At 71.9% G+C, this 26,676-nt stretch carries 23 protein-coding genes; 7 read left to right on the plus strand and 16 right to left on the minus strand.

What is annotated here, in order from left to right:
- Positions 1-248: 248 nt before the first annotated feature.
- On the plus strand, positions 249-1,202 hold the full coding sequence (locus ACIQOE_RS33005; RefSeq protein WP_401415372.1) for a ScbA/BarX family gamma-butyrolactone biosynthesis protein: 954 nt from the start codon (positions 249-251) through the stop codon (positions 1,200-1,202).
- Positions 1,203-1,271: 69 nt separating this feature from the next.
- Here ACIQOE_RS33005 and ACIQOE_RS33010 read toward each other — a convergent pair whose 3' ends face one another.
- Positions 1,272-1,928, minus strand: a complete 657-nt coding sequence (locus tag ACIQOE_RS33010) for a lamin tail domain-containing protein (protein WP_401415374.1) — start codon at positions 1,926-1,928, stop codon at positions 1,272-1,274.
- Positions 1,929-2,425: 497 nt separating this feature from the next.
- On the opposite strand from ACIQOE_RS33010, the gene ACIQOE_RS33015 reads away from it, so the two are divergent.
- Together ACIQOE_RS33015 and ACIQOE_RS33020 are read left to right on the plus strand one after the other, a co-directional pair.
- Positions 2,426-3,763 carry a jacalin-like lectin gene (locus ACIQOE_RS33015; protein WP_401415376.1) on the plus strand — a complete coding sequence of 446 codons (1,338 nt, stop codon included), beginning with the start codon at positions 2,426-2,428 and terminating at the stop codon, positions 3,761-3,763.
- Between the two features lie 104 nt (positions 3,764-3,867).
- Entirely contained in the window at positions 3,868-4,350 is a 483-nt protein-coding gene (locus ACIQOE_RS33020) for a DUF5990 family protein (protein ID WP_401415378.1), read from the plus strand.
- Positions 4,351-4,369: 19 nt separating this feature from the next.
- Here the strand turns inward: ACIQOE_RS33020 and ACIQOE_RS33025 are convergent, their stop codons facing one another.
- From ACIQOE_RS33025 to ACIQOE_RS33035, 3 genes are all read right to left on the minus strand, one after another.
- On the minus strand, positions 4,370-5,242 hold the full coding sequence (locus ACIQOE_RS33025) for a methylenetetrahydrofolate reductase (protein WP_365556831.1): 873 nt from the start codon (positions 5,240-5,242) through the stop codon (positions 4,370-4,372).
- Positions 5,243-5,461: 219 nt separating this feature from the next.
- Positions 5,462-6,526 (minus strand): AI-2E family transporter, encoded by a 1,065-nt coding sequence (locus ACIQOE_RS33030; protein WP_365574684.1) that lies wholly within the window; start codon positions 6,524-6,526, stop codon positions 5,462-5,464.
- Positions 6,527-6,723: 197 nt separating this feature from the next.
- Positions 6,724-7,527 carry a serine hydrolase gene (locus ACIQOE_RS33035; RefSeq protein WP_401415475.1) on the minus strand — a complete coding sequence of 268 codons (804 nt, stop codon included), beginning with the start codon at positions 7,525-7,527 and terminating at the stop codon, positions 6,724-6,726.
- 238 nt (positions 7,528-7,765) lie between these two features.
- Between ACIQOE_RS33035 and ACIQOE_RS33040 the strand changes: the two genes are divergently transcribed.
- A complete protein-coding gene (locus tag ACIQOE_RS33040; protein ID WP_351323214.1) occupies positions 7,766-9,217 on the plus strand; it encodes a cytosine permease in 1,452 nt (483 codons plus the stop codon).
- A gap of 10 nt (positions 9,218-9,227) precedes the next feature.
- Here ACIQOE_RS33040 and ACIQOE_RS33045 read toward each other — a convergent pair whose 3' ends face one another.
- The 6 genes from ACIQOE_RS33045 to ACIQOE_RS33070 all read right to left on the minus strand — a co-directional run bounded on the left by ACIQOE_RS33045 (position 9,228) and on the right by ACIQOE_RS33070 (position 16,732).
- A complete protein-coding gene (locus ACIQOE_RS33045) occupies positions 9,228-10,139 on the minus strand; it encodes an ADP-ribosylglycohydrolase family protein (RefSeq protein WP_401415381.1) in 912 nt (303 codons plus the stop codon).
- A 183-nt stretch (positions 10,140-10,322) separates the two neighbouring features.
- Positions 10,323-10,829: a transglycosylase SLT domain-containing protein gene (locus tag ACIQOE_RS33050; protein WP_390633184.1), complete on the minus strand. Its 507-nt coding sequence runs from the start codon at positions 10,827-10,829 to the stop codon at positions 10,323-10,325.
- A gap of 442 nt (positions 10,830-11,271) precedes the next feature.
- On the minus strand, positions 11,272-13,656 hold the full coding sequence (locus tag ACIQOE_RS33055) for a bifunctional salicylyl-CoA 5-hydroxylase/oxidoreductase (protein ID WP_401415383.1): 2,385 nt from the start codon (positions 13,654-13,656) through the stop codon (positions 11,272-11,274).
- Positions 13,657-13,667: 11 nt separating this feature from the next.
- Positions 13,668-15,308 carry an AMP-binding protein gene (locus tag ACIQOE_RS33060; protein ID WP_362641243.1) on the minus strand — a complete coding sequence of 547 codons (1,641 nt, stop codon included), beginning with the start codon at positions 15,306-15,308 and terminating at the stop codon, positions 13,668-13,670.
- Between the two features lie 45 nt (positions 15,309-15,353).
- Entirely contained in the window at positions 15,354-16,253 is a 900-nt protein-coding gene (locus ACIQOE_RS33065; protein ID WP_401415385.1) for an acyl-CoA thioesterase, read from the minus strand.
- Positions 16,250-16,732: a cupin domain-containing protein gene (locus ACIQOE_RS33070; RefSeq protein WP_351323209.1), complete on the minus strand. Its 483-nt coding sequence runs from the start codon at positions 16,730-16,732 to the stop codon at positions 16,250-16,252. The genes ACIQOE_RS33065 and ACIQOE_RS33070 overlap by 4 nt, the downstream gene beginning before the upstream one ends.
- A gap of 174 nt (positions 16,733-16,906) precedes the next feature.
- Between ACIQOE_RS33070 and ACIQOE_RS33075 the strand changes: the two genes are divergently transcribed.
- Positions 16,907-17,320, plus strand: coding sequence for a RidA family protein (locus tag ACIQOE_RS33075; protein WP_362177530.1), 414 nt, complete (start codon positions 16,907-16,909; stop codon positions 17,318-17,320).
- A gap of 3 nt (positions 17,321-17,323) precedes the next feature.
- Here ACIQOE_RS33075 and ACIQOE_RS33080 read toward each other — a convergent pair whose 3' ends face one another.
- Positions 17,324-18,178 (minus strand): PaaX family transcriptional regulator C-terminal domain-containing protein, encoded by an 855-nt coding sequence (locus tag ACIQOE_RS33080; protein WP_365574543.1) that lies wholly within the window; start codon positions 18,176-18,178, stop codon positions 17,324-17,326.
- 318 nt (positions 18,179-18,496) lie between these two features.
- Here ACIQOE_RS33080 and ACIQOE_RS33085 point away from each other — a divergent pair, with 318 nt between their 5' ends.
- Both ACIQOE_RS33085 and ACIQOE_RS33090 read left to right on the plus strand, forming a co-directional pair.
- Positions 18,497-19,102 (plus strand): GPP34 family phosphoprotein, encoded by a 606-nt coding sequence (locus tag ACIQOE_RS33085; RefSeq protein ID WP_351323206.1) that lies wholly within the window; start codon positions 18,497-18,499, stop codon positions 19,100-19,102.
- A gap of 124 nt (positions 19,103-19,226) precedes the next feature.
- Positions 19,227-20,168 (plus strand): D-2-hydroxyacid dehydrogenase family protein, encoded by a 942-nt coding sequence (locus ACIQOE_RS33090; protein ID WP_365574546.1) that lies wholly within the window; start codon positions 19,227-19,229, stop codon positions 20,166-20,168.
- 55 nt (positions 20,169-20,223) lie between these two features.
- On the opposite strand, the gene ACIQOE_RS33095 is transcribed toward ACIQOE_RS33090, so the two are convergent.
- The 5 genes from ACIQOE_RS33095 to ACIQOE_RS33115 all read right to left on the minus strand — a co-directional run bounded on the left by ACIQOE_RS33095 (position 20,224) and on the right by ACIQOE_RS33115 (position 26,636).
- On the minus strand, positions 20,224-21,468 hold the full coding sequence (locus ACIQOE_RS33095; RefSeq protein ID WP_365556806.1) for a ThuA domain-containing protein: 1,245 nt from the start codon (positions 21,466-21,468) through the stop codon (positions 20,224-20,226).
- Between the two features lie 99 nt (positions 21,469-21,567).
- Complete coding sequence (gene ccrA, locus ACIQOE_RS33100; protein WP_401415389.1) at positions 21,568-22,905, minus strand: crotonyl-CoA carboxylase/reductase; 1,338 nt, start codon at positions 22,903-22,905, stop codon at positions 21,568-21,570.
- A 48-nt stretch (positions 22,906-22,953) separates the two neighbouring features.
- On the minus strand, positions 22,954-23,736 hold the full coding sequence (locus ACIQOE_RS33105) for an alpha/beta fold hydrolase (RefSeq protein WP_351323202.1): 783 nt from the start codon (positions 23,734-23,736) through the stop codon (positions 22,954-22,956).
- 334 nt (positions 23,737-24,070) lie between these two features.
- A complete protein-coding gene (locus ACIQOE_RS33110) occupies positions 24,071-25,303 on the minus strand; it encodes a cytochrome P450 (protein WP_351323201.1) in 1,233 nt (410 codons plus the stop codon).
- A gap of 88 nt (positions 25,304-25,391) precedes the next feature.
- Positions 25,392-26,636 (minus strand): cytochrome P450, encoded by a 1,245-nt coding sequence (locus tag ACIQOE_RS33115; RefSeq protein WP_351323200.1) that lies wholly within the window; start codon positions 26,634-26,636, stop codon positions 25,392-25,394.
- Positions 26,637-26,676 lie beyond the last annotated feature (40 nt).

The raw sequence follows: 26,676 nt of genomic DNA on the forward strand, positions 1-26,676 counted from the left end.
CGCTCATGCACCGATAACCGGCCGCCGACATCTGCCTGTTAGTCCGTTTTTCGCCGTGCCTTCAGCTTGCTTGAGCGCAAAAATACTTGGCCAAACCACAACTGAGCGGAGTCATGCATGGATCGAGTCTCATCACACTTGGCGAATCCTTTACCTTGTGGCCGACCCGAGAAAACCGGTAGGTCCGTATCTTATAGGCGTCGAACAGAGCTTCAGCCAGCGAAGAGCTTTCCGACGGGGGGTTGTCGATGAGCCTGTCCGCCAGCGAGATCGGAGCCGTTCTGCCCGTACTGCCCCGGCTGACCACCACGGTGCCGAAGGAGTACGTCCACCGGGCGTCCCTGGCCGAGGTGTTCCTCACCGGCTGCACCGCGCAGGACGACGGGCTGCGGTTCTCCCTCACCGGACAGTGGCCGCGCGCCCACACCTTCTTCAACAGCGCCGACGGTTCCAGCCACGACCCGCTCCAGGCCGCGGAGACGTTCCGGCAGGCCGGCATGTTCGTGACGCACGCCGAGCACGGTGTCCCGCTCGGGCACCACTTCGTGCTGTGGTCGCTCAGCTGCCACACCGACCTGGAACGCCTGCGCATCGGGTCACGGCCGACGGACTTCGAACTCGACGTGACGTGCCCGGACACCGCGCCGCGCGGCAGGGCGTCGGCACGCCGGATGGGCATCGGGTTCGCGCTGCGCCGGGACGGCCTGCCCGTGGCACACGGGGACGGGGTGTACTCGATCGTCACGCCGTCCGTCTACGCGCGTCTGCGGGCCAACCGGCCGACGCTGCAGACGGCTTCGGCGGACCCGGCGGTCGCGGTCCGCCCGATGCCGCCGTCCGCGGTGGGCCGTACCTCTCCCGCGGACGTGGTGCTGACCCTCACGGACACGCCCGGCCGGTGGCTGCTCACCCCGGACCTGACCCATCCGATCCTGTTCGACCACGGCGGTGACCATCTGCCGGGCATGGTGCTGCTGGAGGGCGCCCGGCAGGCCGCCTGCGCCCGGCTGGCACCCCGTGCGCTGATCCCGGCGAGCACGTCCACGACCTTCGACCGCTACGTCGAACTCGACAGCCCCTGCTGGGTGGACGTGACGGAGGTGGTCCCGGGAGGCGACGGGACGGTGACCGTGCGGGTGGTCGGCCGGCAGGGCGGCGAGACCGTCTTCACGTCGACCGTGCGCGGTCCCGTCGTCGGCTGAGGAAGCACGGAACGGCCGCTGCCGGGTCCCGGTCCGGGACCCGGCAGCGGCCGTCAGGCCGTCGGACCGTCAGCGCCGGTGGTCGCCGGCGTTCCGGTCACCGCCCATGTGACGGTCTCCACCGACGTGGCGGTCACCGCCGACGTGACGGTCGCCGCCGACGTGACGGTCGCCGCCGACGTGACGGTCGCCGCCCGTGTGCCGGCCCCCTCCCACATGACGGTCGCCGCCCGCGTGCCGGTGCCCGCCGTCACGGTGGTGGAGACCCCAGGACGCCGAGTCCACGAAGCGCCCGTGGTCGTTGCGCAGGGTGACCGTGTCGGCGGCATGGTCCAGGACGGACCGGCGGCGGTCCTGGTACACGTCCTTCGCCGTGTCCCGGCCCATCCCGGTGTGGACCCGCACGGTGCCGTGGCCGGCCAGCCGGAAGTGACGGAAGGTGTAGCGGTTCCCGTCGGCGTCCGACAGGGTCCACCCGCTCAGGTTCACGTCCCGGCGGGCGGTGTTGGTCACGTCCACCCACTCGCGGTTCAGGGCACGGCCGGAGAAGACCGCGCGTCCCTGCAGGTCGTGCTGGACACCGCTGATGACGACCGCGTCGCGGGACGGGTTCGCGGGGTGCGACGCGGCGGCCGCGGCGGGCAGGGTGACGGCGCCCACCAGGGCGGCGGCGACGGCGGCGACGGAACCGGCACGACGGGCGGTCGCGAGGACGGAAACGGACACGAGGTCCCCCTTTACGGGGTCGGGCACACCCTCGCGCGGACGGCACGAAGCCGCGGCCCGCGAGCGGGTGTGTGGTGCGAGGCGACGGCCGGGCGGCCGCGCAGCCACACCTTGCAACGGGCCCGCGGGACACGCGGAGCACACACCGCGCCCATTACCGATCCTTCGCTTTGCTATGACTCTCGGCTGTAACGTCCATTTATCACCTGAATAAACCTATTTATTCTGGCCAGAGGCCCGGAACCCGTGCGAACAGCGGCCCCGTCCGGCCCCTCCCGGACCGCGCACCACCCCCGAACCGGCCCCGCTCACCCGAAAGTGAGTAACAGTCAGCGGCCGGACGGGGGCCATCGGAACGATCGTCCCCCCGCCCCGCGGAATTCCTCGATCGGCCGGTCACGGCACTGGCCCGGAGAAAGCGTTTGCCACTACGTTTTGGCGTGCCTTTTGGCATGTCCACACTCTCTCGGCGCACCCTCCCCGTAGGAGACACCCTCATGCGCAGACTCGTTGCCTGCCTGGCGGCCGCGGTCGCCGCCCTCGGCGGGCTCACGGCGACGGCCACTCCGGCCGAGGCGGCCGGCTCGGGCACGTTCACCGTGCTCACGTACAACGTCGCCGGGCTTCCGGAGTCGTTGTCGAGCGCGTCCACACCGCGCGACACCAGCACCACGGAGATCGGCGGGCGGCTCGCCCCGTACGACGTCGTCAACGTCCAGGAGGACTTCAACTACCACGCGTACCTGTACGCCACGGACACCCACCCGTACCGCACCGCGACCAGCGGTGGCGCGGGGATCGGCAGCGGGCTCAACACCGTCTCCGACCTGCCCTGGGACGCCGACGACTTCGAGCGCGTGCGCTGGAACTCCTGCCAACTCGACTCGGGTGACTGCCTGACCCCCAAGGGGTTCACCTTCATGCGCGAGCGGCTCGCCGAGGGTGTCTACGTCGACTTCTACAACCTGCACACCAACGCGGGCACCAACGACGGCGACGAGGCGTCCCGTGCCGACAACCTCAGCCAGCTGACGTCGTTCATCTCGGCCCACTCGGCCGGGAACGCCGTCGTGGTCATGGGTGACACCAACACCCGCTACACCCGCGCCGCCGACACCATCGCGGAGTTCGCCTCCGCCAACGGACTGACCGACGCGTGGGTCCGGCTCGTCCGCGGCGGCAGCGCACCGGCCAAGGGCAGCGATCCGCTGGTCTGCGACCAGAGCGGGCCGACCGTGCCCGACACCTGCGAGGTGGTCGACAAGGTCCTGTACCGCGGCAGCAGGCTGGTCACGCTGAACGCGACCTCGTACGCCAACGAGCACGCCGGATTCCTCACCTCCGACGGGCTGATGCTCTCCGACCACGACCCGATCGCGGTCGGCTTCTCGTGGTCGCAGAACCCGGACTTCCAGCTCAGCGACCAGTTCGGCGGCCCGCACGGCGACTACTACCAGGATCTTCCGCGCGTCCCGGCCGGCGCCCGTGCCACCGCCGTCTCGCTGCGCGCGGGCTCCCGCGTCGACCAGGTCGGCATCACGCTGGCCGACGGCACCACGCTCACCCATGGCGGCACCGGCGGCACGACGACCTCGCTGACGCTGGGCAGCGGCGAGTACGTGACCACGGCGTACCTGTGCGAGGGCAAGTACAGCAACACCACCCGCGTCTTCTACGCCAGGTTCACCACCAGCCTCGGCCGCACCCTCGCCGGTGGTACGACGACCTCGGACTGCGTGACCCGCACCGCGCCGTCGGGCTGGCAGATCGCCGGCTTCCACGGCCGCTCCGGTGACGAACTCGACAAGGTCGGCTTCATCTACACCAGGCGCTGACCACCACACCAGGCGCTGACCACGCACGCCGGCCGGTGGACGCCACCCACGGTTCACCGGCAGGCCCCGTGGGTCCCGCGGCCGCTTCGGCGATGATGGCCTCCATGGAGATCCGTATCGAGGCGAGAGACCTGCCGGGCCGCTCCTGCCCGGCCCCGGCAGACAGCGCTTTCTCGCTGTACGACGCCCTTCACGTCGCCGTACAGCGCCGGAACCGTCCGGCCGAACTGCTCGATCCGCAGCCGGGTGACGCCTCGTCCGCTGCCTGGACACTGCCCTGCACCGCGGCGGACGCGGCCACGGGCGTCGACTTCACGGGGCCCTACGTCCAGGGCGGTCCGGGCGGGAGGTTCGTCTACCTGTCCTGGGGGACCGTGGACGAGGGCGGCGGCTTCACCATGTTCCGCCGGGCCAAGCTGATGCTCGACGCGGTCCCCGGCCCGGTCGCGGAGGCGGCCGTGCGGGACGGCCTGCTGGTCGGCAGGCTGGGACTGACCGACGCCCGCGGCATGCCCCGGTGCGGCCGCGTAGTACCGCCGGTCGTCGCCTGGTACGCCGGGAGCGACCCCCGCCCGGACGCCGCGTAGCAGCTCTGCCCTGCGGGGCTCACAGGTGGTGGTCGGCCCGGAACCGGGTGATCCATTCGGAGGTGGCCCGCAGTCCGCCGAACGTATAGAAGTGGATCTTCACGTCGCCGTGGCGCACCGGGTCGTAGCCCTCGGCGAGGGCGTGCAGGAACCGGTCGGGACCCGCGGTGCCCATCAGGTTGGTGAGCGAGAGGCCGTACTTCCTGGCGATGGCGGTGCTGGTGCCGACGCCGAACCTGGCCGCGTAGCCCAGCAGGCGGCGCACACCGGCCGGACCGGGGACGCCGACGCGGACCGGGAGCGTGATGCCCGCGTCGCGGACCTGTTCGATCCAGGCCAGCACGGGGTCCACGTCGAAGCCGAACTGGGTGATGATCCCGCCGTCCAGGCCCTGCGCGGCGAGAGCGGCGCTCTTGTCGCGGAGCACCGACCACAACACGTCGTCGGGTATGACGGGATGGCCCTCCGGGTAGCCGCTGACGCCGACGTGCCGTACGCCGTACTCCCGGAGCAGGCCGGACTCGATCAGGGAGAGGGAGTCCTCGTACGGGCCCTCGGGGCCGGCCGGGTCACCTCCGACGGCGAAGACGTTGTCGCAGCTGCCGTCGGCGCGCAGGCCGGTGAGGAACGCCTCGAAGTCGGCGCGGGAGCCGAGCCGCCGGGCGGAGAAGTGCGGCACGGGCACGAATCCGAGCCGCTTGACCGCGCGGGCCGCCGCCAGCCGCGTCGGCAGGTCCTCGTTGCCGAGGAAGGTGACGTTGATGCGGGTGCCCTGCGGGATGGTGTCGTGGGCCTCCTCCAGCTTGGTGACGTCCTTGCCGGTCATCTCCAGGGAGAAGTCCTCCAGCAGGGCGGTGCGCACCGCCGCCGCGGCCGTGTCGAGGGTGGTCATCGTGCTCCTTGCCGAGACGTGGACTCCGATTTTCGAACACCGGGGATCGCGGATCGCATCCGGGATGCCTTCTCCGCGCTCGCGGCGGCACCGGGTCCGTCGGGCGGCGGTTCCTCGACGCGGAACGGCGGCGGACACCGCCGGTATTCCGCCGGCCCGGGTGCGGCGGCGGTGTCCGGTCCCGGGACACGGAGGGCGGCTGAACCGGGAAACGCCGGGTCAGGGTGGTGCGGGGCGCAGGGCCCGCACCACCGCCCAGACCACCGACACGAACGGCACGGCCACGACGGCGCCGATCACGCCCGCGACGATGCTGCCCGCGATGACGGAGACGGCGACCACGAGCGGGTGCAGGCGCACCGCCCAGCTCATCACCAGGGGGTGCAGCACGTGCCCCTCCAGCTGGCCGATGACGACGATCAGCACGAGGACGCCGACCGCGGTGAGCGGACCGCGCCCGGCCAGCGCGACCACGGTGGCCACGCCCAGGGCGACCGGTGAGCCGACCAGCGGGACGAACGCGGCGAAGAACTCCAGCAGGGTCAGGGGGAGCGCGAGCGGCACCCGCAGCACCACGAGCGCGATGCCGACGAGGACGGCGTTGGTGGCGGCCACGATGATGATGCCGCGGGTGTATCCGGCGAACGTCCGCCAGGCGGCGTGTCCCGCCCGCTCCCACGCGCCGCGGGCACCGGCGGGCAGCAGCTCGCGGCTGGTCCACGCCCACAGCCGTTCGCCGGAGTTGATGAAGAAGACGGAGGCGAACAGCGCGAGCGCTCCCCCGGTGACCAGTTCGACGAGGGTGCCGAAGCCGCTGAGCGCCTGGCTGGCCAGGTTGGAACGGTGGGCCTGGATGTAGTTCACGACCTGTTGCTGGAGGTGCGACAGGGCACCGGGCCCGAGCCGGAAGGGCGGACGCTGGAGCCAGACCTCGATGCGGTGGATGCCGCCGCGGAACTCGTCGGCCAGCGTCGCCGACTCCTGGGCGACCGCGTTGCCGACGAGCGCCAGCAGCCCGAAGAAGACGCAGATGCTGCCGACCAGGCTGACGGCGACGGCCAGGGGTCTGGGCAGCAGGCGGCCGAGCACGTCGGTGACCGGACGCAGCACCGAGGTGATGACCAGGCCGAGGAAGAGGGCGACGGCGATCAGCTGGAAGCGGCCCAGGACCATGAAGACGCCGTAGACGACGATGCCGAGCACGATGAGCCGCCAGGCGTAGGCGGCGGCGATCCGCAGGGCGGGGACGACGACCGCGCCGGCGCGGTCGCCGCGGGGACGCACTTGGGGCCGCGGGGCCCGGGTGGGCCGGGTGGTGCCCCGCACCGCGTTCCGGGCCCCGGGTGCCCGGCTCCGCCCGCCCGCACCCGCCACCGCGCCTCCCGTTGCCTGCCTCCGTCACCTCGGGTGCGCGTGAGGGCACCTCTAGTGCACGTTAGGGGCAATCCGGGCGGCGGGCGGGGTGCGCTGGGCCAAGGGGGTCAGTGCGCCGCCGCGGTGGTGACGGCCGTACGGGCGGCTCGTTCGACGAGCTGCACGCCGTCCGGCATGGACGCGTTGCCGTTGGAGAGGACGGCGACGAGGTAGTGGTGGCCGCCCGAGGTGACGCGCCCGACGCTGTTGATGTCCCACCGGCCCGTGGTGGTGCGTTCGAGCCAGCCGTTCTTCAGCGCCCATCCGGCGTCGGCGGCGGCCGAGACGCCCCAGGACTGGTCGGCGGCGATCTCGGTCATCAGGCTCGCGATCCGGTTCCGGGAGGCGGTGTCGAGCGGGGTCGGGCCGGGTCCGAAGACCGTGCTGAGCAGTCGTATCTGATCGCCCGCCGTGGTCCGGGTCAGGCCCCAGCGGCCTGCGGTGCCGGGCGTGGTCGAGGTCAGTCCCAGCCGCTTGTTCGCCGACGCCAGGCCGGGCGCGCCGCCGATCGAGTGCCACAGGGCGTTGGCCGCGTCGTTGTCGCTGTCGCGGGTCATCACCTGCGCCAGGGCGCTCTCCCGTGCGGTCAGCGAGCGCTGGTGGTCACGCGCATGGAGCAGCAGCGAGGCGAGGATGTCGACCTTGACGATGCTCGCGGTGTCGTACGGGGTGTCGTCGCCGTAGACGGCGGGCGTGCGGCCGCCCGCGTCGAGGTCGAGGACGGCGGCGGACACGCGTGCCTCGGCGGGTGCCCGCACGGCCGAGCGGAAGGTCGCGGGGCCGGAGCCGGAGGTGGCCGCGAGGGCCGCGGGCGTGGCGCCGGCCACCAGGGTGACCGCCGTGGCCACGACGGCGAGGGTGCGGTTGAGCATGCGGGGCCTCGGCAGTTCAGGTCGGAGGGACACAGAACTGCGAACATAGACAAAATGCCCGGTCCGCGACGTGACGGCCGCCACGAATCGGGCGTTTCCGGGCGCATTGTGAGCAGGACAACAGGTCCCCGGACGAGGCGGGCAGCGGGGTGCGGACAACGGAATCCGCAGGCCTCATCCGGGCACTTCCGGGGGAAGAATGTGATCGGAGTGACGGACGGGTCCTTTGGGAGGTGCCATGAGCACATCGGCGGAACCGCGGGTGAGCGGTCTGGAGGTCCGGTCCATCGACTACGTGCCGCTGGACGAGCGGCACGGCAAGCTGTGGCACCTGGGTCCGCTGTGGTTCATGTCGAACGCGCAGATCGCCACCCTGGCCGTGGGGCTGATCAGCATCACGGAGGGCGGCAACCTGATCTGGTCGCTGCTGGCGATCGTCGCGGGCACCGTCATCGGCACCTTCTTCATGGCCTTCCACTCGGCGCAGGGGCCCCAGCTGGGGCTGCCGCAGATGATCCAGTCGCGGCCCCAGTTCGGCTACGTCGGGGCGCTGCTGGTGTGGCTGTTCGCGTACGTGCAGTACGCGGGGTTCAACGTGTTCAACACCAGCCTGGCCGGTGAGTCGCTGGACGCCACGATCCACGGCGGGGTGAAGCTGTGGGTGATCGTGGTGACGGTCGTCGCCTTCGTCATCGCCCTGGTGGGCTACGACATCATCCACAAGGCGGAGCGGTTCCTGACCTACACGTTCCTGGTCATCTTCGGGATCTTCACCGTCGGCGTCCTGGTCACCCTGCACTATCCGGCGGGCTCATTCGACCTCGGCGGCTTCAAGTGGACGCCGTTCCTCGCGCAGTTCGGCGTGGTCGCCGGCTACCAGATCAGCTGGGCCATCTACGTCTCGGACTACTCCCGCTACCTGCCGCCGGACGTGACCGTCCGCAAGACGTTCTACTGGACGTACTTCGGCTCGGCGCTCGGCGGCATCTGGCTGATGGTGCTCGGGACGCTGCTGGCCGCCTGGGCGGGCGACAGCTTCGACACGATCCCGTCCATCAACGCCGCCGGCGACAAGGTCTTCGACGGGTTCGGCGCGATCGTGCTGCTCTTCGCCGCGCTCGGCCTGATCTCCGTCACCGCGCTGAACATGTACGGCGGTTCGCTGACGCTGATCAGCGCCATCGACTCGTTCAAGCGGGTGCGGCCGACGCTCGGCGTGCGGCTGCTCACCATCGGCGTGACCGCGGCGCTCTCGCTGATCGGCGCGCTCGCGGCCACCTCGAACTTCCTGACGAACTTCAACAACTTCCTGCTGCTCGTGCTCTACCTGTTCATCCCGTGGACCTCGGTCAACCTGATGGACTACTACGTGGTGCGCCGCGGCCACTACGCGATCGCCGAGATCTTCAAACCGAACGGCATCTACGGCCGTTGGGGCTGGCAGGGGATCGTCTCCTACCTCGTCGGGTTCGCGGTGATGATCCCGTTCTTCTCCGTCGGGACGCTGTTCGTGGGACCGGCCGCCAAGGCGCTCGACGGCGCCGACATCTCCCTGTTCGTCGGACTGCCGGTGTCGGCGCTGCTGTACTGGTGGCTGACCCGGTCGATCGACGTCGAGGCGGAGACCCGGATCGCCGAGGCGGAGGCCGCGGCCCTGGAGACTGCGGCGCACGAGCACCGGGAGCCCTGACCGCACGTTCCTAGGCCGTCATGTCCGACGGCAGTGGTTCGCGGGCCGCGTGCCAGGCCGGCGGGAGGGCGGCGACACCCGTGCGGGCGGCGATCACTCCGCCCGCGACGGCGCAGGTGGTGTCGATGTCGCCGCGCCCGGCGACCGTGGACCACAGGCCCTCGTGCAGGTCGTCGAGGTGGCGGGCGGCGCACCACAGGGCGTAGGGGACGGTGTCGGGTCCCGACATCCGGTAGCCGGAGCCGAGGACCTCCGCGGCGTGCCGGACCGAGGTGTGCTCCGGCAGGCGCGCCGCGATCCGCAGCCCGGACCTGACATCGCTGTCGGGAAGCCGTTCGGCGACGGCCAGGAGGAGGTCGGGGCCGGCCGGGGCGGGTCCGCTCCGGCTGCGGGCGGCCAGCGCGGCGGCCAGGGCGACCGCCACCGCGGCGGTGACGGCCTCCGGGTGGTGGTGCGAGACGGCGCTCTGGCGGGCGGCCTGCTCGGCGGCCGCGTCGAGGTCGGCGGCGTGCCAGGCCCCGAGCGGGGCGGCACGCATGGCGGCGCCGTTGCCCCAGGAGCCCTGGCCGCCGAACTGTCCGGCGACCACGTGCTGCCAGGGCTCGCCCGCGCCGATCCGGCGGAGCACGTCGTGCATGGAGGCGCCGTAGCCGCGGTGCGTGTCCTCGGCGTAGGCCGCGGCGAGGCTCAGGGCGAGGCGGTCCTGGTCGACGGTGCCGTCGCCCCGGACGAGTTCCCGTACGAGGACGACCGCCTGGGCGGTGTCGTCGCTCCAGCGCCACGGCGCTTCGGCGGGCAGGGTCCTGGACTCCAGGACGGCCGGGCCCTCGTGACGCAGGACGGCGAACCAGCGGTCGCCGAAGGCGTCTCCGAACGCGAGCCCGGACAGGGAGTCCAGCGCGGCGGCGGGAACGTTGATCATCGGTGGAGTATCGCAGCGCGCCACCGCTCGCGCTCCCCCGTTTCCCGGGCGGGCCGGTCGGCTCCCCGGGGGCGATCGGCTTCCCGGGCGGGCCGGTCGGCGAGGGGTTCGCCGACGCCCGGGGCCGCGCTTCTCAGCTGCGGCGCGCCGGGCCGGAACCGGCCCGATGAGTCACCGCGGCGCTCAGTACGCGGAGTTGACGTTGTCGATCGAGCCGTAGCGGTGGGCGGCGTAGTTGGCGGCCGCGGTGATGTTGGCCACCGGGTCGGTGACGCTGTTCGCGGTGCCCTTGACGTGGTACGCGTTGAAGGTGGGGTCGATCACCTGGAGCAGGCCCTTGGAGGGGGTGCCCTTCTGCGCGTTGACGTCCCAGTTGTTCTGCGCGCCGGGGTTGCCGCCGGACTCGCGCATGATGTTGCGCTTGAGGCCGTCGTAGCTGCCCGGGATGCCCTTGGACTTCATGATCTGCAGGGACTGCTTGATCCAGCCGTCGAGGTTGTTGCCATAGCCCGACTTCTGGGTGTCGTTGCTGGAGGCCGTGACCGCGGTGGTGTGCGCCTGCGTCATCTCGGCGGCCTGGGCGGTCGTCGGCATGAGGGTGAGGGCTGCCGCCGCGGCACCGGTGGTGGCGATACCGGCCAGGCCGATGGTGCGGAGGCGAGCGATGCGGGTGCGGGTGGTCATGGTCATGTGAGCGAATCTCCGGTGGGGACGGCGTCGGCGCCGGCCGCGGTGTGCGGCGGCGTGGGGCGGAGCCCCGTACAACCGGCGGGAGTGGGCGGACCCGGCGGGGATCCGCTCGGCTCCATCGCCTGTCTCCCGGCGACGAGAGCAATGGTTAGCGGCCTTCGGAGCGCGGCGCAATGATGTGACGTACTACGTAACTTCGTATAAAACGCCGTAATGCCCGTTTTGATGCCTCTTGTGCCATGTTCAGGGCGTTGTCCGTCTACGATCGCCGATAGGATGTGACCTGGCTCCTATGGGTGGCGTCACGCGTTCGGGGCTTTTTCCGGGGTCGGAACCGGGCGGTTCGCCATGATCGCCGAGGGGTCTGCGACGGCCGCACGGGCAGCCCGGAGGGCCGCCCGTCGTCCACGGCGAAGAGCCGGCCCGTGCGCGCCGGCCGGCGTCACCCGACCACCGGCACTCCGTCCCCCAGGGGCTTCCACCGCAGGTGGACGCTCTCCCCCGCCGGATCGGCCCGCAGCAGGGACAGCCGCGGGCGGACCGCGTCGGTGCGCGCGGTGGGCGGCTTGCGGCTGCCGGCCCCGAACTGGACCGGCCATGCGGCGGCCGGGCCGCGGTACTCCTGGTCGGCGGCCGCGTGCAGGGTCCAGTGCGGGTCGTACAGATGGGTGCGTCCCACGGCGCACAGGTCGGCGCGGCCCGCCAGCAGGATCGAGTTCACGTCGTCCCAGGAGGCGATGGCGCCGACCGCGATCACCGCGGCGCCGGTCCCGGCGGCCGCCTCGTGGCGGATCCGGTCGGCGAAGGGGGTCTGATAGGAGCGGCCGTAGGCGGGGCGCTCGTCCTTGGTGACCTGGCCGGTGGAGACGTCGATGGCGGCCGCGCCGTGCGCGATGAAGGCACGGGCGATCTCCACGGCGTCGTCCTCGGTGGTGCCGTCGGGGGCCCAGTCGGTGGCGGAGATCCGCACGGTCATCGGCCGCTCGGCGGGCCAGACGGCCCGGACCGCGTCGAAGACCTCCAGCGGGAACCGCAGCCGGTTCGCCGCCGAGCCGCCGTACCGGTCCGTGCGCCGGTTGGCGAGCGGCGACAGGAAGGAGGAGAGCAGGTAGCCGTGGGCGCAGTGGAGTTCGAGGAGGTCGAAGCCGGCCTCGGCGCCCCGGCGGGCCGCGGCGACGAAGTCGGCCGTGAGGGCGTCGAGGGCGGAGCGGGTCAGCTCACGGGGAACGGGCGAGCCGGGGCCGTAGGGCAGCGCGGACGGGCCGACGACCTCCCAGTTGTCCTCGGCGAGCGGTTCGTCCATGCCCTCCCACATCAGGCGGGTCGAGCCCTTGCGTCCTGAGTGGCCGAGCTGGAGGCCGATCCGGGCGGTGCTGCGGTCGTGGACGAAGGAGACGATCCGCTGCCAGGAACGGAGCTGTTCGTCGTTCCACAGGCCCGTGCAGCCCGGCGTGATGCGGCCCTCGGGCGAGACGCAGACCATCTCCGTCATCACCAGCCCCGCCCCGCCCATCGCCTTGGAGCCGAGGTGGACCAGGTGGAAGTCGCCGGGCACGCCGTCGACGGCGGAGTACATGTCCATCGGGGAGACGACCACCCGGTTCTTCAGCTCCAGCCGCCCGATGCGGAACGGCTGGAACATCGCGGGCGCCCCGGTCTCCAGGCCCTGCGCGGCGGCGAACGCCGCGTCGACGCGGTCGGCGAACTCCTGGTCCCGGGTCCGCAGGTTGTCGTAGGTGATCCGGCGTGAACGGGTGAGCAGGTTGAAGCAGAACTGGGTCGGTTCCTGGCCGGTGTACCTGCCGATGTTCTCGAACCACTCCAGCGAGGCCTGCGCGGCTCGCTGGGTGGACTCCACCACCGGGCGGCGCTCGCTCTCGTAGGCGCTCAACGCGCCCTGGGTGTCGGGGTGTTCGTGCAGGCAGGCGGCCAGGGCGAGGGCGTCCTCCATGGCCAGCTTGGTGCCCGAGCCGATGGAGAAGTGGGCGGTGTGGGCCGCGTCGCCGATGAGGACGAGGTTGCCGTGGTGCCAGCGCTCGTTGCGGACGGTGGTGAAGTTCAGCCACTTGGAGTTGTTGGCGAACACCTGGTGTCCGCCGAGTTCGTCGGCGAACAGCTCCCTGATCCGGGCCACGGCCCGCTCGTCGGAGGCGCCCGGCGCGAACACGGCGTCCTCGGTGGCGTCGAAGCCCGCCCGCCGCCAGACGTCCTCGTGCATCTCCACGATGAACGTCGAGCCGGTGTCGGAGTAGGGGTAGCCGTGGACCTGCACGACACCCCACTCGGTCTCCTTGACGAAGAACTGGAAGGCCTCGAAGACCCGGTCCGTGCCCAGCCACATGTACTTGCTGCGGCGGCGGTCCAGGGAGGGGCGGAAGGCGTCCGCGTGGGCCGTGCGCACGCCCGAGTTGACGCCGTCCGCGCCGACCACGAGGTCGTACGAGGCACGCAGTCCGGCGGCCTCGGGGGCCGGGGTGGAGAAGCGCAGGGTGACGCCCAGCTCGCGGCAGCGCTCCTGGAGCAGGTGCAGCAGGTCCTTGCGGCCCATCGCGGCGAAACCCTGGCCGCCGACGGTGTGGCTCTCGCCCCGGTAGTGGATGTCGATGTCCGTCCAGCGGGCGAACCGCCGGGACATGGCGGCCGAGAAGACCGTGTCGGCGTTCTCGATGCCGCCGAGCGTCTCGTCGGAGAACACCACGCCGAAACCGAAGGTGTCGTCCGGGGCGTTGCGCTCCCACACGGTGATCTCGTGGGCGGGGTCCAGCTGCTTCAGCAGCGCCGCGAGGTAGAGCCCGCCGGGGCCACCGCCGATGATCGCGATCTTCAAGGGAGTTCCTCTCACTGCCCGGCGGCCTGCTCGGCCTCGATGATCTCGCGGAGCGCGAACCGCTGGAGCTTTCCGCTGGTGTTGCGCGGCAGGACGTCGTGGAACCGGACGTCGCGGGGGTACTTGTAGGGCGCCAGGACCTGCTTGACGTGGTCCTGGATCTCCCTGGCCTTCGCCGGGTCCCCGGTGACGCCCTCCCGCAGGACGACGAAGGCGCAGACCACCGAGCCGCGTTCGGGATCGGGGCGTGCCACGACCGCCGACTCGACGACGTCGGGGTGGGTGTCGATGGCCGCCTCCACCTCGGGGCCGCCGATGTTGTACCCGGAGGAGACGATCATGTTGTCGCTGCGGGCGTGGTAGTGGAAGTAGCCGTCCTCGTCGCGGTGGAATATGTCGCCGGTGACGTTCCAGCCGCCCACGACGTAGTCCTGCTGGCGCTTGTCGTCGAGGTAGCGGCAGCCGACCGGGCCGATGACGCCGAGCCGCCCGGGCTCGCCCGGACCCAGCTCCTCGCCGTCGAGTCCGAGGACGGCGGCCCGGTAGCCGGGCACCGGACGCCCGGTGGCCCCGGGCCGGATGTCGTCGCCCGCGGCGGAGATGAAGATGTGCAGCAGCTCGGTCGCGCCGATGCCGTCGATCACCTTCAGCCCGATGCGGTCACGCAGTTCCTGCCAGGTGGTGAGCGGTATGTGCTCGCCCGCCGACACCCCGATCCGGACACCGCTCAGGCGTCCTTCCAGGCCGCCGCGGACGATCGCCTTGTAGGCGGTGGGCGCCGTCGCGAGGACGGTGACGCCGTGCTCCTCGACCAGGGCGGCGAGCTGGGCCGGTGTCGCCGTCTCGGTCAGCAGCGCGCAGGCGCCGGCCCGCAGCGGGAAGACGACCAGCATGCCGAGGCCGAAGGTGAAGGCGAACGGCGCGGTGCAGGCCACCAGGTCGTCCTCGCGCAGCCTCAGCAGGTGGCGGCCGAAGGTGTTGTCGATGGACAGGACGTCCCGGTGGAAGTGCATGGTGATCTTGGGAACGCCGGTGCTCCCGGAGGTGGGACAGAGCAGTGCCACGTCGTCGGCGGCCGTCGCCACGTCGTCGAACTCGCCGGACTTGGCGGCGCACCGGGTCACCAGGTCGTCGGGTCCGGACCCGCCGTACTCGACCACGGTCAGGCCGGGCAGGGCGGCGCGGATCTCGGCGGCGAAGCGGTGGTCCGCGAGGGCGACGGCAGGCCGGGTGCGTTCGGCGATCGGGACGATCTCCCGGGCCCGCAGGGCGGCCATGGTGGTGACCACGACTCCGCCGGCCTTCAGGACGCCGAGCCAGCAGGCCACCGTCCAGGGGGTGTTGGGCGCGCGCAGCAGGACGCGCCGGCCGGGCACCAGGCCCAGGTCCTCGGTGAGCACCTGGGCGACCTGGTTGGCCCGGGTGCGCAGGGTGCCGTACGTCCACAGCTCGCCGGCGGGGGTGCGCAGGGCGGGGCGGTGCGGGCCGTGGCGGCCGACGGCCGCGTCGATGAGTTCGGTGGCCGCGTTGAGGCGGGCGGGGTAGGTCAGTTCGGGTGTGCTGAACTCGATCGTGGGCCACAGTGCGGCGGGCGGCAGATGGTCCCGGGCGAAGGTGTCCAGGTGCGAGGTCGGTGAGAGCGGAACGGCCAACGTGGGGTTCCTTCCGGGAGCCCGCCCGCGGCATGCGCCGGGCGGTCAGGCAGGGCGGATCATGCCCTCCTGGACGACGGTGGCGAGGTGACGGCGGTCGCGGGTGAAGAAGCGTCCGGTGCCGAGGCCGCGGCCCGCGTCGGCGGCCACCGCCTCCTGGGCGTAGAGCAGCCAGTCGGCCGTCTCCGCGGGGCGGTGGAACCACATGGCGTGGTCGAGGCTGGCGGTGACCAGTCCGGGATCGGCCCAGGCCAGGCCGAGGACCCGCAGGACGGGTTCGAGGATCGTGTAGTCGCAGACGTAGGCGAGGGCGGCGAGGTCGCGCTGGGCGTCGGTGAGGCCTTCGACGGCACGCAGCGCGTCGAACGGTTTCACCCAGACCGCCTGGTAGGGCAGCCGCTCGCCGTCGACGGTGAGGTAGACGGGACCCGGGACGTGCCGCATGTCGAAGCCTCGGCCGCCGCGCCAGTAGGCCTTGGACTCGTCGGTCATGGTGCCGCCGGTGCGCTCGGCGAGGTACTCGGCCGAGCTGGGCAGGGTCTCCGGGGCGGGGATCTCTCCGGCGGGTTCGGCGTGGAAGGAGCCGCCCGGCTCGCCCGCCGCGAAGTTGGCGAGGCAGACGTAGAGCGCCTTGCCGTTCTGGTAGCCGCGGACCTGCCGGGTGCTGTAGCCGCGGCCGTCGCGCACCACCTCCACCTCGTAGCGGACCTCGGCGCCGATGTCGGCCGGACGCAGGAAGTAACTGTGCATGGAGTGCAGCGACTTGCCGTCGGTGACCGAGCGCATCGCTGCTGCGGCCGCCTGGGCGACGAGGTCGCCGCCGTACGCCTTGGGCCAGGGGCAGGGCTGGGTGGTGGCGGTGAAGGCGAGGTCGAAGTGCTCGGGAGCGGCGGGCTTGAGGGTGAGGGCCGCGGTGACGATCGCGGAGGTCGGGGCGGCCGTCATCGGTTCAGCCAGTCGCGCAGGTCGGCGTCGGCCACGTCGGGAAGGTTCACCACGATGTTCTCCGGGGTCCTGGTGGTCATCCACACCAGCGGCTTGCTGCGGGAGAGGTTGCACTCGACGTGCGGCATGAAGGGCGGGACGAAGACCCAGTCGCCCTCCGCCATGTCCACGTAGTCCTCGAACTTCTCGCCGAAGTAGATCCGGGCCCGGCCGGAGAGGACGTATCCGCCGGTCTCGGCCTCGCCGTGGTGGTGGGTGACCGAGCGGTAGCCGGGTTCGTTGCTGACCTTGCCGTACCAGAGGCGGCGCGCCGGGGTGTGCCGGCCGCTGACGCCCGACACGCGGACGGCGCCGCCCGAGTCGGCGGTGTTCACGTCCTCCTGACCGGCCCGGGTGACGACGGGCGCGACGATGCCGCTGGGCAGCCGGTACAGCTCGCTGTCGCCTTCGAGTCGGTACTTGCTGAGGTCGGGCTCCATGGAACGGCTCCGTTTCCGTGGGCTTGCCTGGGGTGCGTGGAGGTCCGGCGGGGCGTCAGCCTGACGCGGTCCGTACCCGGACCGCGCTCTATCTCGTATTTTTCACGGCCGTCATTTATTGTCAATACACCGGGCCGTGCGCCCGGAGCCGGACACCACCGAACCGGAGGCCTCATGACTCCCGTCGCCGTGAACCCGCCCGAACTGCCCGCCCCGAGCGGCTACTCGCACGGAACGCTCGCGGGAAACACGCTCCACCTGGGCGGCCAGACGGCGCTCGACGCCGACATGAAGATCGTTCCGGGCGGGATCGTCGAGCAGTTCCGCCAGGCGTTCGGCAACGTGCTCACCACGCTGCGGGCGGCCGGCGGCGAGCCGGCCGACCTGGTGAGCGTGACGATCTACCTCACCGACATCCCCGACTACCAGGCCCACGGCAAGGAGATCGGCACGGTGTGGCGGGAGCTCGCGGGACCGGTGTACCCGGCCATGGCGGGCATCGGCTGCACCGCGCTCTGGCAGCCGGAGGCGATGATCGAGATCCTGGGCGTGGCCGTGATCCCGGAGGAACGGCTGATCAGGCCGTAGACGCTAGGCCGTGTGGATGACCGACAGGGCGTGTTCGCGGGCGGGTGCGCGGAGTGTCCCGTCGAGTTCCTCGAAGAGCGCGCCGGCCCGCTCGCCGTCCCAGTCCCGCGGCAGCAGCGACAGCGGCAGGCCGGGGTCGCGGTACGGCAGCCGGCGCCACTCCGTGAGCATCGGAAGGTACATCCCGAACGCCTCGCGCGGCGCGGTCCCGCCCGCCGCGGCGCGCTCGCGGACCGGTCCGTAGCGGGCAAGGAAGTCCGCGTAGAGCGCGGTCAGCTCGTCGAGGTCCCACCAGGCGCGGACCTTCGCCGACAGGTCGCCGAAGGCGAAGTGGTCGCCGGTGAAGATGTCGACGTACGGCGTCAGTCCGAGGCGTTGCAGGGTGCGGCGGGTCTCGTCGGCGAGGATACCGGGAGCCACCCACACGCCGGGAGCCGCGGTGCCGAAGCCGAGCCGGGTCAGGGCCGTGCGCAGGGCGTGGCGCTTGTCGCGCTCGGACTCGGGCACGGAGAAGACCACGACGAGCCAGCCGTCCTGGGCCGCGGCCCGGTTCCGCTCGAATATGCGTATGTCGCCCTCCGCCAGCACCTCCAGCGTGCTGTCGGCGACCGCGTATCCGGCGGCTCCCTCGTGGCGCTCGCTCCGCAGCACGCCGCGCCGCTTCAGCCGGGAGACGGCCGAGCGGACGGCCTGGGCCTCCACGCCGAGATCGGCCATGAGACGTATCAGCGAGGCCACGGAGAGCCAGTTGTGCTCACCGCGCGCGTACAGCCCGAAGAGGGTGATGATCAGCGGGCCCAGCCGGCTGTCCCGGCCGCCCGCGCCGACGGCGGCCGACGGCTCGGCCCTCGCTGTCATGTCCCACCACCTCCGGCCCAGGTCACGCTTCTGATCGCCGATCAGCCTAGCGCGCGCACCGGCGCTCCACCGGCCCTGTGGACGGCCGCCGTCCCGGCCCCCGCGGGCGCTCCCGCCCCGGGCTGCGCGTCCGGGCACGGCGGCGCATCGTGGTGGCAGGGCGCGGAAGCGGCGTGGCGGGCGTCCCGCCTGGGCGGAAAGAGTGACCTGTGGGGCAGAAGCACGAGAGACTGCGTGGCGCCCGCACCGGGCACGGTGCACCTCCGCGCCACCATGGCCTCAGCCGCCTCTGCCGTCATCTCTGTTGGGGAGTCCGACATGACCACACCCCGGGACCTGTTCATCGTCACCGTGTACGACGCCGCAGGCCGGTCCGTCGAGCAGGGTGACCTCTCGCTGGCGCTGGCGGGAGCCGAGCTGGTCGACCTCCTCGGCGCCGGGGCGGTCACCCTCGACGACGAGATCATCGTGCCCGGCGGCGAGGGTCCCACGGGCGACCGGCTCCTGGACGGGGCGGTGGCGGCGCTGAAGCGGGATACGCCCCACGAGTCGGTCGAGGACTGGCTGTGGCGCCGCGGGCGCGGCCTGTCCGCCGCCTACCTCGCCGAACTGGAGGAGGAGGGGACGGTGACCCGGCAGCGGCGGCGCTGGCTTCCGCTGCCCACCGGGCGGACGGAGCCGTCCGACTCCCCCGAGCACGCCGGGGCGCGGGAGCGCTGGACGTCGGGTGAGCCCGTGCTCGGCGCGTTCGCGGCCGCCGTGGGCATCCAGGACGAGACGCCCGAGGACCTCGCGAGCGCCGTCCCCGACGCGACGGTGACCGTGGTGGCCGCGGTGGACGGCGCGGTGACGGAGCTGGCCGCAGTACGGCAGCGGCGGGAGATCGAGGACGCGGCCTTCGACAACGTATGGCGCGGCCTGTGACGGTCACCCAACCGGCACGTGCGGCCGGCCGCCGGTTCGCCGTCCGGCCGTCGGGCACCCGCGGTGCGCCGCCCGGCCCCCGGCCGGAGCGGGCCTGCGGCCGTCGAGAACGAGAGGACACCGTATGAGGATCGCGATCCTGGACGACTACCAGGGCGTGGCGCTGGACCTGGCCGACTGGGACGCGCTCGGGGCGGACGTGCACGTCTTCCGGGACGCCTTCGCGGACGAGGAGGCGGTCGTCGCGGCGCTCGCCGGGTTCGAGGTGGTCGTCGCCATGCGGGAGCGGACGCCGTTCCCGGCCTCGACGCTCGACCGGCTGCCGGACCTGGAACTGCTCGTGACCACCGGGCCGGTCAACGCGGCGATCGACCTGGACGCGGCACGCCGGGCCGGCGTCACCGTCTGCGGCACGGGCTACTTCGGCCACCCGACGGCCGAACTCACCTGGGGGCTCATCCTGTCCGCGGCGCGCCTCATCCCGCAGCAGGTGGACTCCGTGCGCCGGGGCGGCTGGCAGCAGGGGCTGGGCACGAGCCTGCGCGGCGCCACCCTCGGGCTGCTCGGCCTCGGCCGGCTCGGGACCGCGGTCGCGGAGGTCGGGCGCGCCTTCGGCATGCGGACCATCGCCTGGAGCCAGAACCTGACGCCCGACGCGGCACGGGCGAAGGGAGCGGAGTACGTCGCGCGGGACGAACTGTTCGCCGGTTCCGACGTGCTGAGCATCCATCTGGTCCTCGGCGGGCGGACCCGAGGGCTGGTCGGCGCGCGCGAGCTGGGCCTGATGAAGCCGACGGCGATCCTGGTGAACACCTCACGCGGGCCGCTGGTGGACGAGGCGGCACTGATCGCCGCGCTGACCGAGGGGAGGATCGCGTCGGCGGCGCTGGACGTCTTCGACCGGGAGCCGCTGCCGGCCGGTCACCCGTTGCGGACCCTGCCGAACGCCGTGGTCACTCCGCACATCGGCTACGTCAGCCGGGACCTGTACGAGGTCTTCTACCGGGACGCGGTCGAGGACATCGCGGCCTGGCGGGCCGGCACACCGGTGCGCACCCTGTTCTGACGTCCCGGCGCCCGGACCGGTCCGCCGAGGCGGCCGGCCGGTCCGGGCGGGGGTGTCAGGACGGCAGCGTCCAGCTCTGGTTGGCGGAGCCCCCGCAGGTCCAGATCTGCAGCCGGGTGCCGTTGGCGGAGCTGGGGCCGGTCGCGTCGAGGCACTTGCCCGACTGCGGATTGACCAGGGAGCCGTTCGCACCGGCCTGCCACACCTGTGATCCGGTGCCGTTGCAGTCGTAGAGCTGCACCTTGGCGCCGTTGGCGGTGGACGCCGAGGTCACGTCCATGCACTTGCCGAGCGCGCTGATCGTCCCGGACGTGGAGACCGTCCAGTTCTGCGCGCCGGTCCCGTTGCAGTCGTAGAGCTGGACGGCGGCGCCGTTGGCGCTGGACGCGCCCGCCACGTCCACGCACTTGCCGCCGTAGCCGCGGATCGGGCCGGTGCTGCCGGTCGGCGGGGTGACCGGACCGGACTGTCCGGACGCCCACTTGATCTCCTGGAGCAGCAGCTGGTTCTGCTGGGCGCTCCCGAACGTCGACGACAGCGTGGTGTTGGTCGCGTAGTCCATCGCGTTGTGGCCGAAGTTGTTGTAGACCATCTTGTAGTTGCGGTTGGACCAGACGATCGGGTAATAGCCGCTGTACCAGGTCTGGTTGGGGTCGGTGCCGATCGGGAAGGTGGACTGGGCCATCGACGCGAGGATGTCGATGTTCGGGTTCTGGCGGAGGTCGTTCTGCCAGCTGTACCACTCACTGACCGAGGACGTGATGGTGGCCGGCAGGTTCGCGGTCGCCGGGTGGTTGCGGTCCTCGATCTGCAGGGTCTCGGAGGTGGGGCCCCAGCTGTTGCTCTTGAAGGTGCCGGTGCCAAGGAACGTGTTGTGGTACCACGGCCAGTCGCTGGTGTTGTCGTTGTACGCCGACACGTGGAAGCCGATGAATCCGCCGCCGCCCGCCACGTAGTTCTGGAAGGCGGACTGCTGGGACGCGGTGTGCGGGTAGTCGTCGAGGAACATGACCACCTGGTAGTTGGCGAGCGTCGCCGTGTTGAGCCGACTCCAGTCCGTGGTCTGCGTGTAGGTGAAGCCGTTCTGGGCGCCGGCCTGCGGGAACCAGGTGGCGGCCTCGTGGTCGAAGCTGATGTGCGCCGCGTCGTAGGTGCCGTCGTAGAAGGCGATCACGTTGACGGGCGTCGCGGCGCGGGCGCTGTGCACGGGTGCGGCCTGGACGCCGAGCACCACGGCGAGCAGGGCGAGGAGTCTCAACAGGGTGCGGGGCCAGGCTGTGTCCGGGTGGGGGGTCGTCATGCCAGGACCTTCCTCATACGTGAACGCCGAGAGACATACGTAGACGTGCCGCATTGAAGGCCCTGGTTCGTGGACATGTCAATGGTTCAGACCAAACACCTACTCCGTGCGGAACCGGTTGATGGCCGGCTCGTGGCGTTCGCGCAGTTCGGGGTCGGTGACGCCGAGGCCCTCCCGCGGTGCCAGGCACAGCACCCCGACCTTGCCGTGGTGGCGGTTGCGGTGCACGTCGGTGACCGCCCGGCCGGTCTCGGCCAGCGGATAGGTACGCGACAGGGTGGGGTGGACACGGCCCTTCACGACGAGCCGGTTCGCCTCCCAGGCCTCGCGGTAGTTGGCGAAGTGGGAACCGATGATCCTCTTCAGGTGCATCCAGAGGTAGCGGTTGTCGAACTCGTGCCGGTAGCCGGAGGTGGAGGCACAGGTCACGATCGTGCCGCCCCTGCGGGCCACGTAGACGGAGGCGCCGAAGGTCTCCCGGCCCGGATGCTCGAAGACGATGTCCACGTCGTCGCCGCCGGTCAGTTCGCGGATGTGCGTGCCGAACCGCTTCCACTCCCGCTGGTCCTGGGTCCCGTCGTCCCGCCAGAACCGGTACTTCTCCGCACTCCGGTCGATGATCGCCTCGACGCCCATCGCCCGGCAGATCTCCGCCTTCTGCTCGCTGGAGACCACGCAGACCGGTATCGCGCCGCCCGCCAGCGCGTACTGGGTGGCGTACGACCCGAGACCGCCGCCCGCGCCCCAGATCAGCACGGTGTCGCCGACCTTCATGGCGGCGCCGTTGCGGGAGACCAGCTGCCGGTAGGCGGTGGAGTTGACCAGGCCCGGCGCGGCGGCCTCCTCCCACGTCAGGTGCCCGGCCTTGGGCATCAGCTGGTTGGCCTTGACCAGCGCGAGGTCCGCGAGCCCGCCGTAGTTGGTCTCGAACCCCCAGATCCGCTGCTCCGGATCGAGCATGGTGTCATCGTGGCCGGCCGCGTCCTCCAGTTCGACGGACAGGCAGTGCGCGACCACCCGGTCACCGGGCCGCCAGCGCCGCACGCCGGAACCGGTGCGCAGGACCACACCGGACAGGTCGGAGCCGATCACGTGGTACGGCTGGTCGTGCCGGGCGGCCGGGCCGCCGGTGCGGGCGTACCGTTCGAGGAACGCGAAGGTCGGCACGGGCGAGAACAGCGCGCTCCACACCGTGTTGTAGTTGACGGAACTCGCCATCACGGCGATCAGGGCCTCACCGGGGCCCGGTTCCGGGGTCGGTACCTCTTCGACGTGCAGGGCCTTCGCGGGTTCGCGGTCGTCGACCGGGACTCCGTCGAACATGCGCTGCTCGTCCTTGCGCAGCACGGTGGCCCGGTAGGACTCCGGTACCGGCAGGGACGCGATGTCACGTGTCCGCGCGTCCGGTGACTCGATCGCGGCGGCCAGGTCGGTCATCACCACAGGCTTCCTTCGGTCTGGGGGGTGTGCTCGGGGCGGGTCCGGTCAGGCGTCGCGCCGCGCGGCGCGACGGAACTCCGCCAGGTCCTCGGTCAGCGCGCGGACCACCCCGGCCTGCTGCTCGGCCAGGTAGAAGTGGCCGCCGGGGAAGTCGCGCAGGGTGAAGGCGCCCTCGGTGTGCTCGCGCCACTCCGCCGCCTCGGCCAGGGTGACCTGCGGGTCGTCGTCGCCGACGAGCACGCTGATCGGGCAGCGCAGCGGCGGTCCCGGCCGGTACCGGTACGTCTCCACCGCCGTGTAGTCGCCGCGGACCGCGGGCAGGATCATCTCGATGACGTCCGCGTCCAGGAGCAGCCGTTCGTCGGTGCCGTTCAGCCTGCGGATCTCGTCGACGACCCCCGCGTCGTCCATCGACCGGACCCCGCGGTCGCGGACCTCGGGCGGCGCGGTGCGGCCGGAGGCGACGAGCCCCAGCAGGTCCAGGGAGGTGCCCTGCTCGATCCGCCGGGCCACCTCGAAGGCCACGCAGGCGCCCATGCTGTGCCCGAACAGCACCAGACGGCGGCGCGGCAGGGTCTCCAGCACGGCGAGGATCTCGTCGGCGAGCCGGGAGACCGACGTGCGGGGCGGTTCGGACCGCCGGTCCTGGCGGCCCGGGTACTGCACGGACAGCACGTCGGCGACCGGTGCCAGCGCGTCGGCGAGCGGACGGAAGTAGCTGGCCGAGCCGCCCGCGTGCGGGAAGCAGACCAGCGAGAGGTCGGTGTCCCGCGGCGCCGGACGGTAGCGGCGGATCCAGCGTTCCTGTGCGGTCAGGGTGTCGGTCATCCCCGTGGTCTCCCCGTGGTTCTTGGAGTGGTTCTTCGAGTGGTCATCTGTGGCCGGGCGCCGGGCGCCGGGCGCGGGTTGCGGGCGGCCCGCGCGGCCGGGTCCGGACCGTCTCGGTGCGGCCTGCGGACGGCCGCTGCGGACGTTGCTGTGGGCGGGCGCCGGGCGCGGGGCCCGCGGCCGGTCTCCGTGGGCGGCGAGGGCGTCCACGGGTGAGCGGGCCGGGGCACCGGACGGGCCGGGTGCGGGCTCGCCGGAGGGCGCCGGCACGCACGCACCCGGAATCCCCGGGTTCCACCGGCGCAAGGCGAGCCCGCACCCGGCCGGCCGTCCGTCAGGCGGTGACGCGGACCGGCAGTTCGGCCAGGCCGCGCATGATGATGTTGGGCACCCGGGCCGGGCTGTCGGTGACCGGCTCCAGGTCCAGCGCGGCCAGCGCGGACACCGCGGCCTGCGCGGTGAGCCGGGCCAGCGGCGCGCCGACGCAGAAGTGGATGCCGAGGCCGAAGCCGAGGTTGCGGCCGGCGGGCCGGTCCAGGCGCAGTTCGTCGGGGTCGTCGTAGACGTCGGGATCGTGGCTGGCCGCGCCGATCATCAGCATGACCTGCTCGCCCGGCTGGATGGTCTGCCCGGCGATCTCGGCCTCGGCCAGCGCGACCCGGGAGATCATCTGCACCGGCGTGTCGAAGCGCAGCATCTCCTCCACCGCGGCGGCCACCTGACCGGGACGGGCGCGCAGCCAGTCCCGCTGGTCGGGACGGCGGAGCAGCGCGAGCATGCCGTTGCCGATCAGGTTCACGGTGGTGGCGTACCCGGCGGAGAGCAGCAGGGTGCAGGTGACCTCCAGTTCCTCGGGGGTCAGGGTGTCGCCGCCCTCCTCGACGGCGACCAGCTCGCTGATCAGGTCGGTGCCCGGTTCCGCCCGGCGCTGCTCGGCCAGTTCGCCGATGTACCGGTACAGCTCGGCGCGCGCGTTGTCCCGCTTGGCGATCTCCTCGGGCCCGAGCAGGAAGCTCGGGTCGAGGCCGCGCGCGATGTCGCCGGACAGCTCGTCGAACCGGGCGGCGTGCTCGGCAGGCACGTCCAGGAGGGCGTTCTGCATGCGGCCGGGCAGCGGGTGCGCCACCGCGCTCATCAGGTCGATCGGACCGTCGCCGGCCTCGGCGCGGGCGGTCTCGATCAGCTCGCGCACGACCTGCTGGGCGGTGGTGCGCATCCGGTCCACCTGGCGGGCCGCGAACGCCTTGCTCACCAGGGCGCGGATCCGGGTGTGCTCCGGCGGGTCGGAGAAGATGAACGGCCGCACCACCGTGCCGTCGGCCTCGGTACGGAAGTGGTCGGCGACGGTCGCGCCGTCGCCCCAGCCGAAGCGCTGGTCGCGCAGGACGGCCGAGCAGGCCTCGTGTCCGGTCACCGCCCACAGCCCGAGCGGGGTGCGGGTGACCGGGCCCTTCTCCCGGATCTGCGCGTACACCGGGTAGGGGTCGGCCAGGAAGGCCGGGTCGAAGGGGTCGAAGGGCAGCAACTGGGCTATGAAGCCCGGGTCCAGCATCGGTGCCTCGGTCATCGCTGTCGTTCCCAACCCCGCGCGGGGACGGCCGTCACCGCGCGGACAAGAGTTTCGGTACGGAGTGGGCAGGAGGGGGCGGCCGGGGTCAGCCGGCGGTGGCCGGAGTCGCCGCGGTGAAGGTCACCGGCAGCTGGTCGAGGCTGTTGGCCACCAGGCTGGGCGTCCAGGTCAGCTTCTCGTCGGGGACGGCGAGCCGGAGGTCGTCGAAGCGGTCGAACAGGGTGCGCAGCGCGATCCGTGCCTTGAGCCTGGCCAGGGGCGCGCCGATGCAGAAGTGGGTGCCGTGGCCGAGCGCGAGGTGCCGGGAGGCGTCGCGGTGGATGTCCAGCGTCTCCGGGTCGCTGAACTGGCCCGGGTCGTGGTTGGCCGCGGCCAGCGAGATCATCACGTGTTCGCCCGCCTTGACCTGTGCGCCGCCCAGCTCCATGTCCTCCGTGGCGAAGCGGTACACCACGGTGAACACCGGGCTGGTCAGCCGCAGCAGTTCCTCGATCGCCGGGGTCAGCCCCTCGGGGTCGGCCTTGAGTTCGGCGAGCTGCCCGGGGTTGCGCAGCAGCGCGAGGATGCCGTTGGAGAGCAGGTTGATGGTGGTCTCGGCGCCGGCGAGGAGCAGCAGCATGACGGTGGAGCGGATCTCCAGGTCGGCGAGCGCGTCGCCGTCCTCGTTGGCCTGCACCAGACCGGAGATGAGGTCGGGGCCGGGGTCGGCGCGGCGCTGCGCGGTCAGCTTGGTGAGGTACTCCTCGAACCAGCCGACCGAGGCGACGACCTCCTCGGGGCTCGATGAGTTGCCGAGGCCGACGAAGATGTAGGTGTTCCGCTCGAACTCCTCCACGTCGGCGAGCGGTACGCCCAGCATCTCGTAGAGCACGGTGGAGATCAGCGGGGAGATGAACGAGGCCTTGAGGTCGGCGGTGCCGGCCTCGGCGACCGCGTCGAGCAGTTCGTCGGTGATCTGCTGGATCCGCTCGCCGAGGTCGGCGACCCGGCGCGGGGTGAAGGCCTTGGAGACCAGTCTGCGCAGCCGGGTGTGCTCGGGCGGGTCGGCGAGGTTCATGTGCTGGTTGAGGATGGACTTGCGGCCGTCATAGCCCACCGAGGGCCACAGTTCCGGAGCCGCGTTGTCGAGGTGCTTGCTGAGCTTGCGGTTGGTGAGCGCGGCGAGCGCGTCGTCGTAACGGGTGATCATCCAGACCGGGTTGCCGTCGGGCAGCAGCAGCTGTTCCACGGGGCCGGGTTCGGGAAGTCCGGGCGCCCAGGGGCGGGGGGCCGCCGTGGCGTCGGCGTGCACGGGACAGCCGGTGGCCGGCGCGCCGTCGGGGTGGGGCATGTCGTGTCCTCTCATCGTGGGGTGCTCGGCTCGTGGGGTG

It is taken from the genome of Streptomyces sp. NPDC091282, from assembly GCF_044757385.1.
GTDB classification, from domain to species: Bacteria; Actinomycetota; Actinomycetes; order Streptomycetales; family Streptomycetaceae; genus Streptomyces; species Streptomyces gramineus.

Excerpts from the sequence above, each read along its gene's own strand:
- ACIQOE_RS33005 (WP_401415372.1), top strand. The coding sequence starts at position 249 with ATGAGCCTGTCCGCCAGCGAGATCGGAGCCGTTCTGCCCGTACTGCCC.
- ACIQOE_RS33015 (WP_401415376.1), top strand. The coding sequence starts at position 2,426 with ATGCGCAGACTCGTTGCCTGCCTGGCGGCCGCGGTCGCCGCCCTCGGC.
- ACIQOE_RS33020 (WP_401415378.1), top strand. The coding sequence starts at position 3,868 with ATGGAGATCCGTATCGAGGCGAGAGACCTGCCGGGCCGCTCCTGCCCG.
- ACIQOE_RS33025 (WP_365556831.1), bottom strand. The coding sequence starts at position 5,242 with ATGACCACCCTCGACACGGCCGCGGCGGCGGTGCGCACCGCCCTGCTG.
- ACIQOE_RS33035 (WP_401415475.1), bottom strand. The coding sequence starts at position 7,527 with ATGCTCAACCGCACCCTCGCCGTCGTGGCCACGGCGGTCACCCTGGTG.
- ACIQOE_RS33040 (WP_351323214.1), top strand. The coding sequence starts at position 7,766 with ATGAGCACATCGGCGGAACCGCGGGTGAGCGGTCTGGAGGTCCGGTCC.
- ACIQOE_RS33045 (WP_401415381.1), bottom strand. The coding sequence starts at position 10,139 with ATGATCAACGTTCCCGCCGCCGCGCTGGACTCCCTGTCCGGGCTCGCG.
- ACIQOE_RS33050 (WP_390633184.1), bottom strand. The coding sequence starts at position 10,829 with ATGACCATGACCACCCGCACCCGCATCGCTCGCCTCCGCACCATCGGC.
- ACIQOE_RS33065 (WP_401415385.1), bottom strand. The coding sequence starts at position 16,253 with ATGACGGCCGCCCCGACCTCCGCGATCGTCACCGCGGCCCTCACCCTC.
- ACIQOE_RS33070 (WP_351323209.1), bottom strand. The coding sequence starts at position 16,732 with ATGGAGCCCGACCTCAGCAAGTACCGACTCGAAGGCGACAGCGAGCTG.
- ACIQOE_RS33075 (WP_362177530.1), top strand. The coding sequence starts at position 16,907 with ATGACTCCCGTCGCCGTGAACCCGCCCGAACTGCCCGCCCCGAGCGGC.
- ACIQOE_RS33080 (WP_365574543.1), bottom strand. The coding sequence starts at position 18,178 with ATGACAGCGAGGGCCGAGCCGTCGGCCGCCGTCGGCGCGGGCGGCCGG.
- ACIQOE_RS33085 (WP_351323206.1), top strand. The coding sequence starts at position 18,497 with ATGACCACACCCCGGGACCTGTTCATCGTCACCGTGTACGACGCCGCA.
- ACIQOE_RS33090 (WP_365574546.1), top strand. The coding sequence starts at position 19,227 with ATGAGGATCGCGATCCTGGACGACTACCAGGGCGTGGCGCTGGACCTG.
- ACIQOE_RS33095 (WP_365556806.1), bottom strand. The coding sequence starts at position 21,468 with ATGACGACCCCCCACCCGGACACAGCCTGGCCCCGCACCCTGTTGAGA.
- ccrA (WP_401415389.1), bottom strand. The coding sequence starts at position 22,905 with ATGACCGACCTGGCCGCCGCGATCGAGTCACCGGACGCGCGGACACGT.
- ACIQOE_RS33105 (WP_351323202.1), bottom strand. The coding sequence starts at position 23,736 with ATGACCGACACCCTGACCGCACAGGAACGCTGGATCCGCCGCTACCGT.
- ACIQOE_RS33110 (WP_351323201.1), bottom strand. The coding sequence starts at position 25,303 with ATGACCGAGGCACCGATGCTGGACCCGGGCTTCATAGCCCAGTTGCTG.
- ACIQOE_RS33115 (WP_351323200.1), bottom strand. The coding sequence starts at position 26,636 with ATGCCCCACCCCGACGGCGCGCCGGCCACCGGCTGTCCCGTGCACGCC.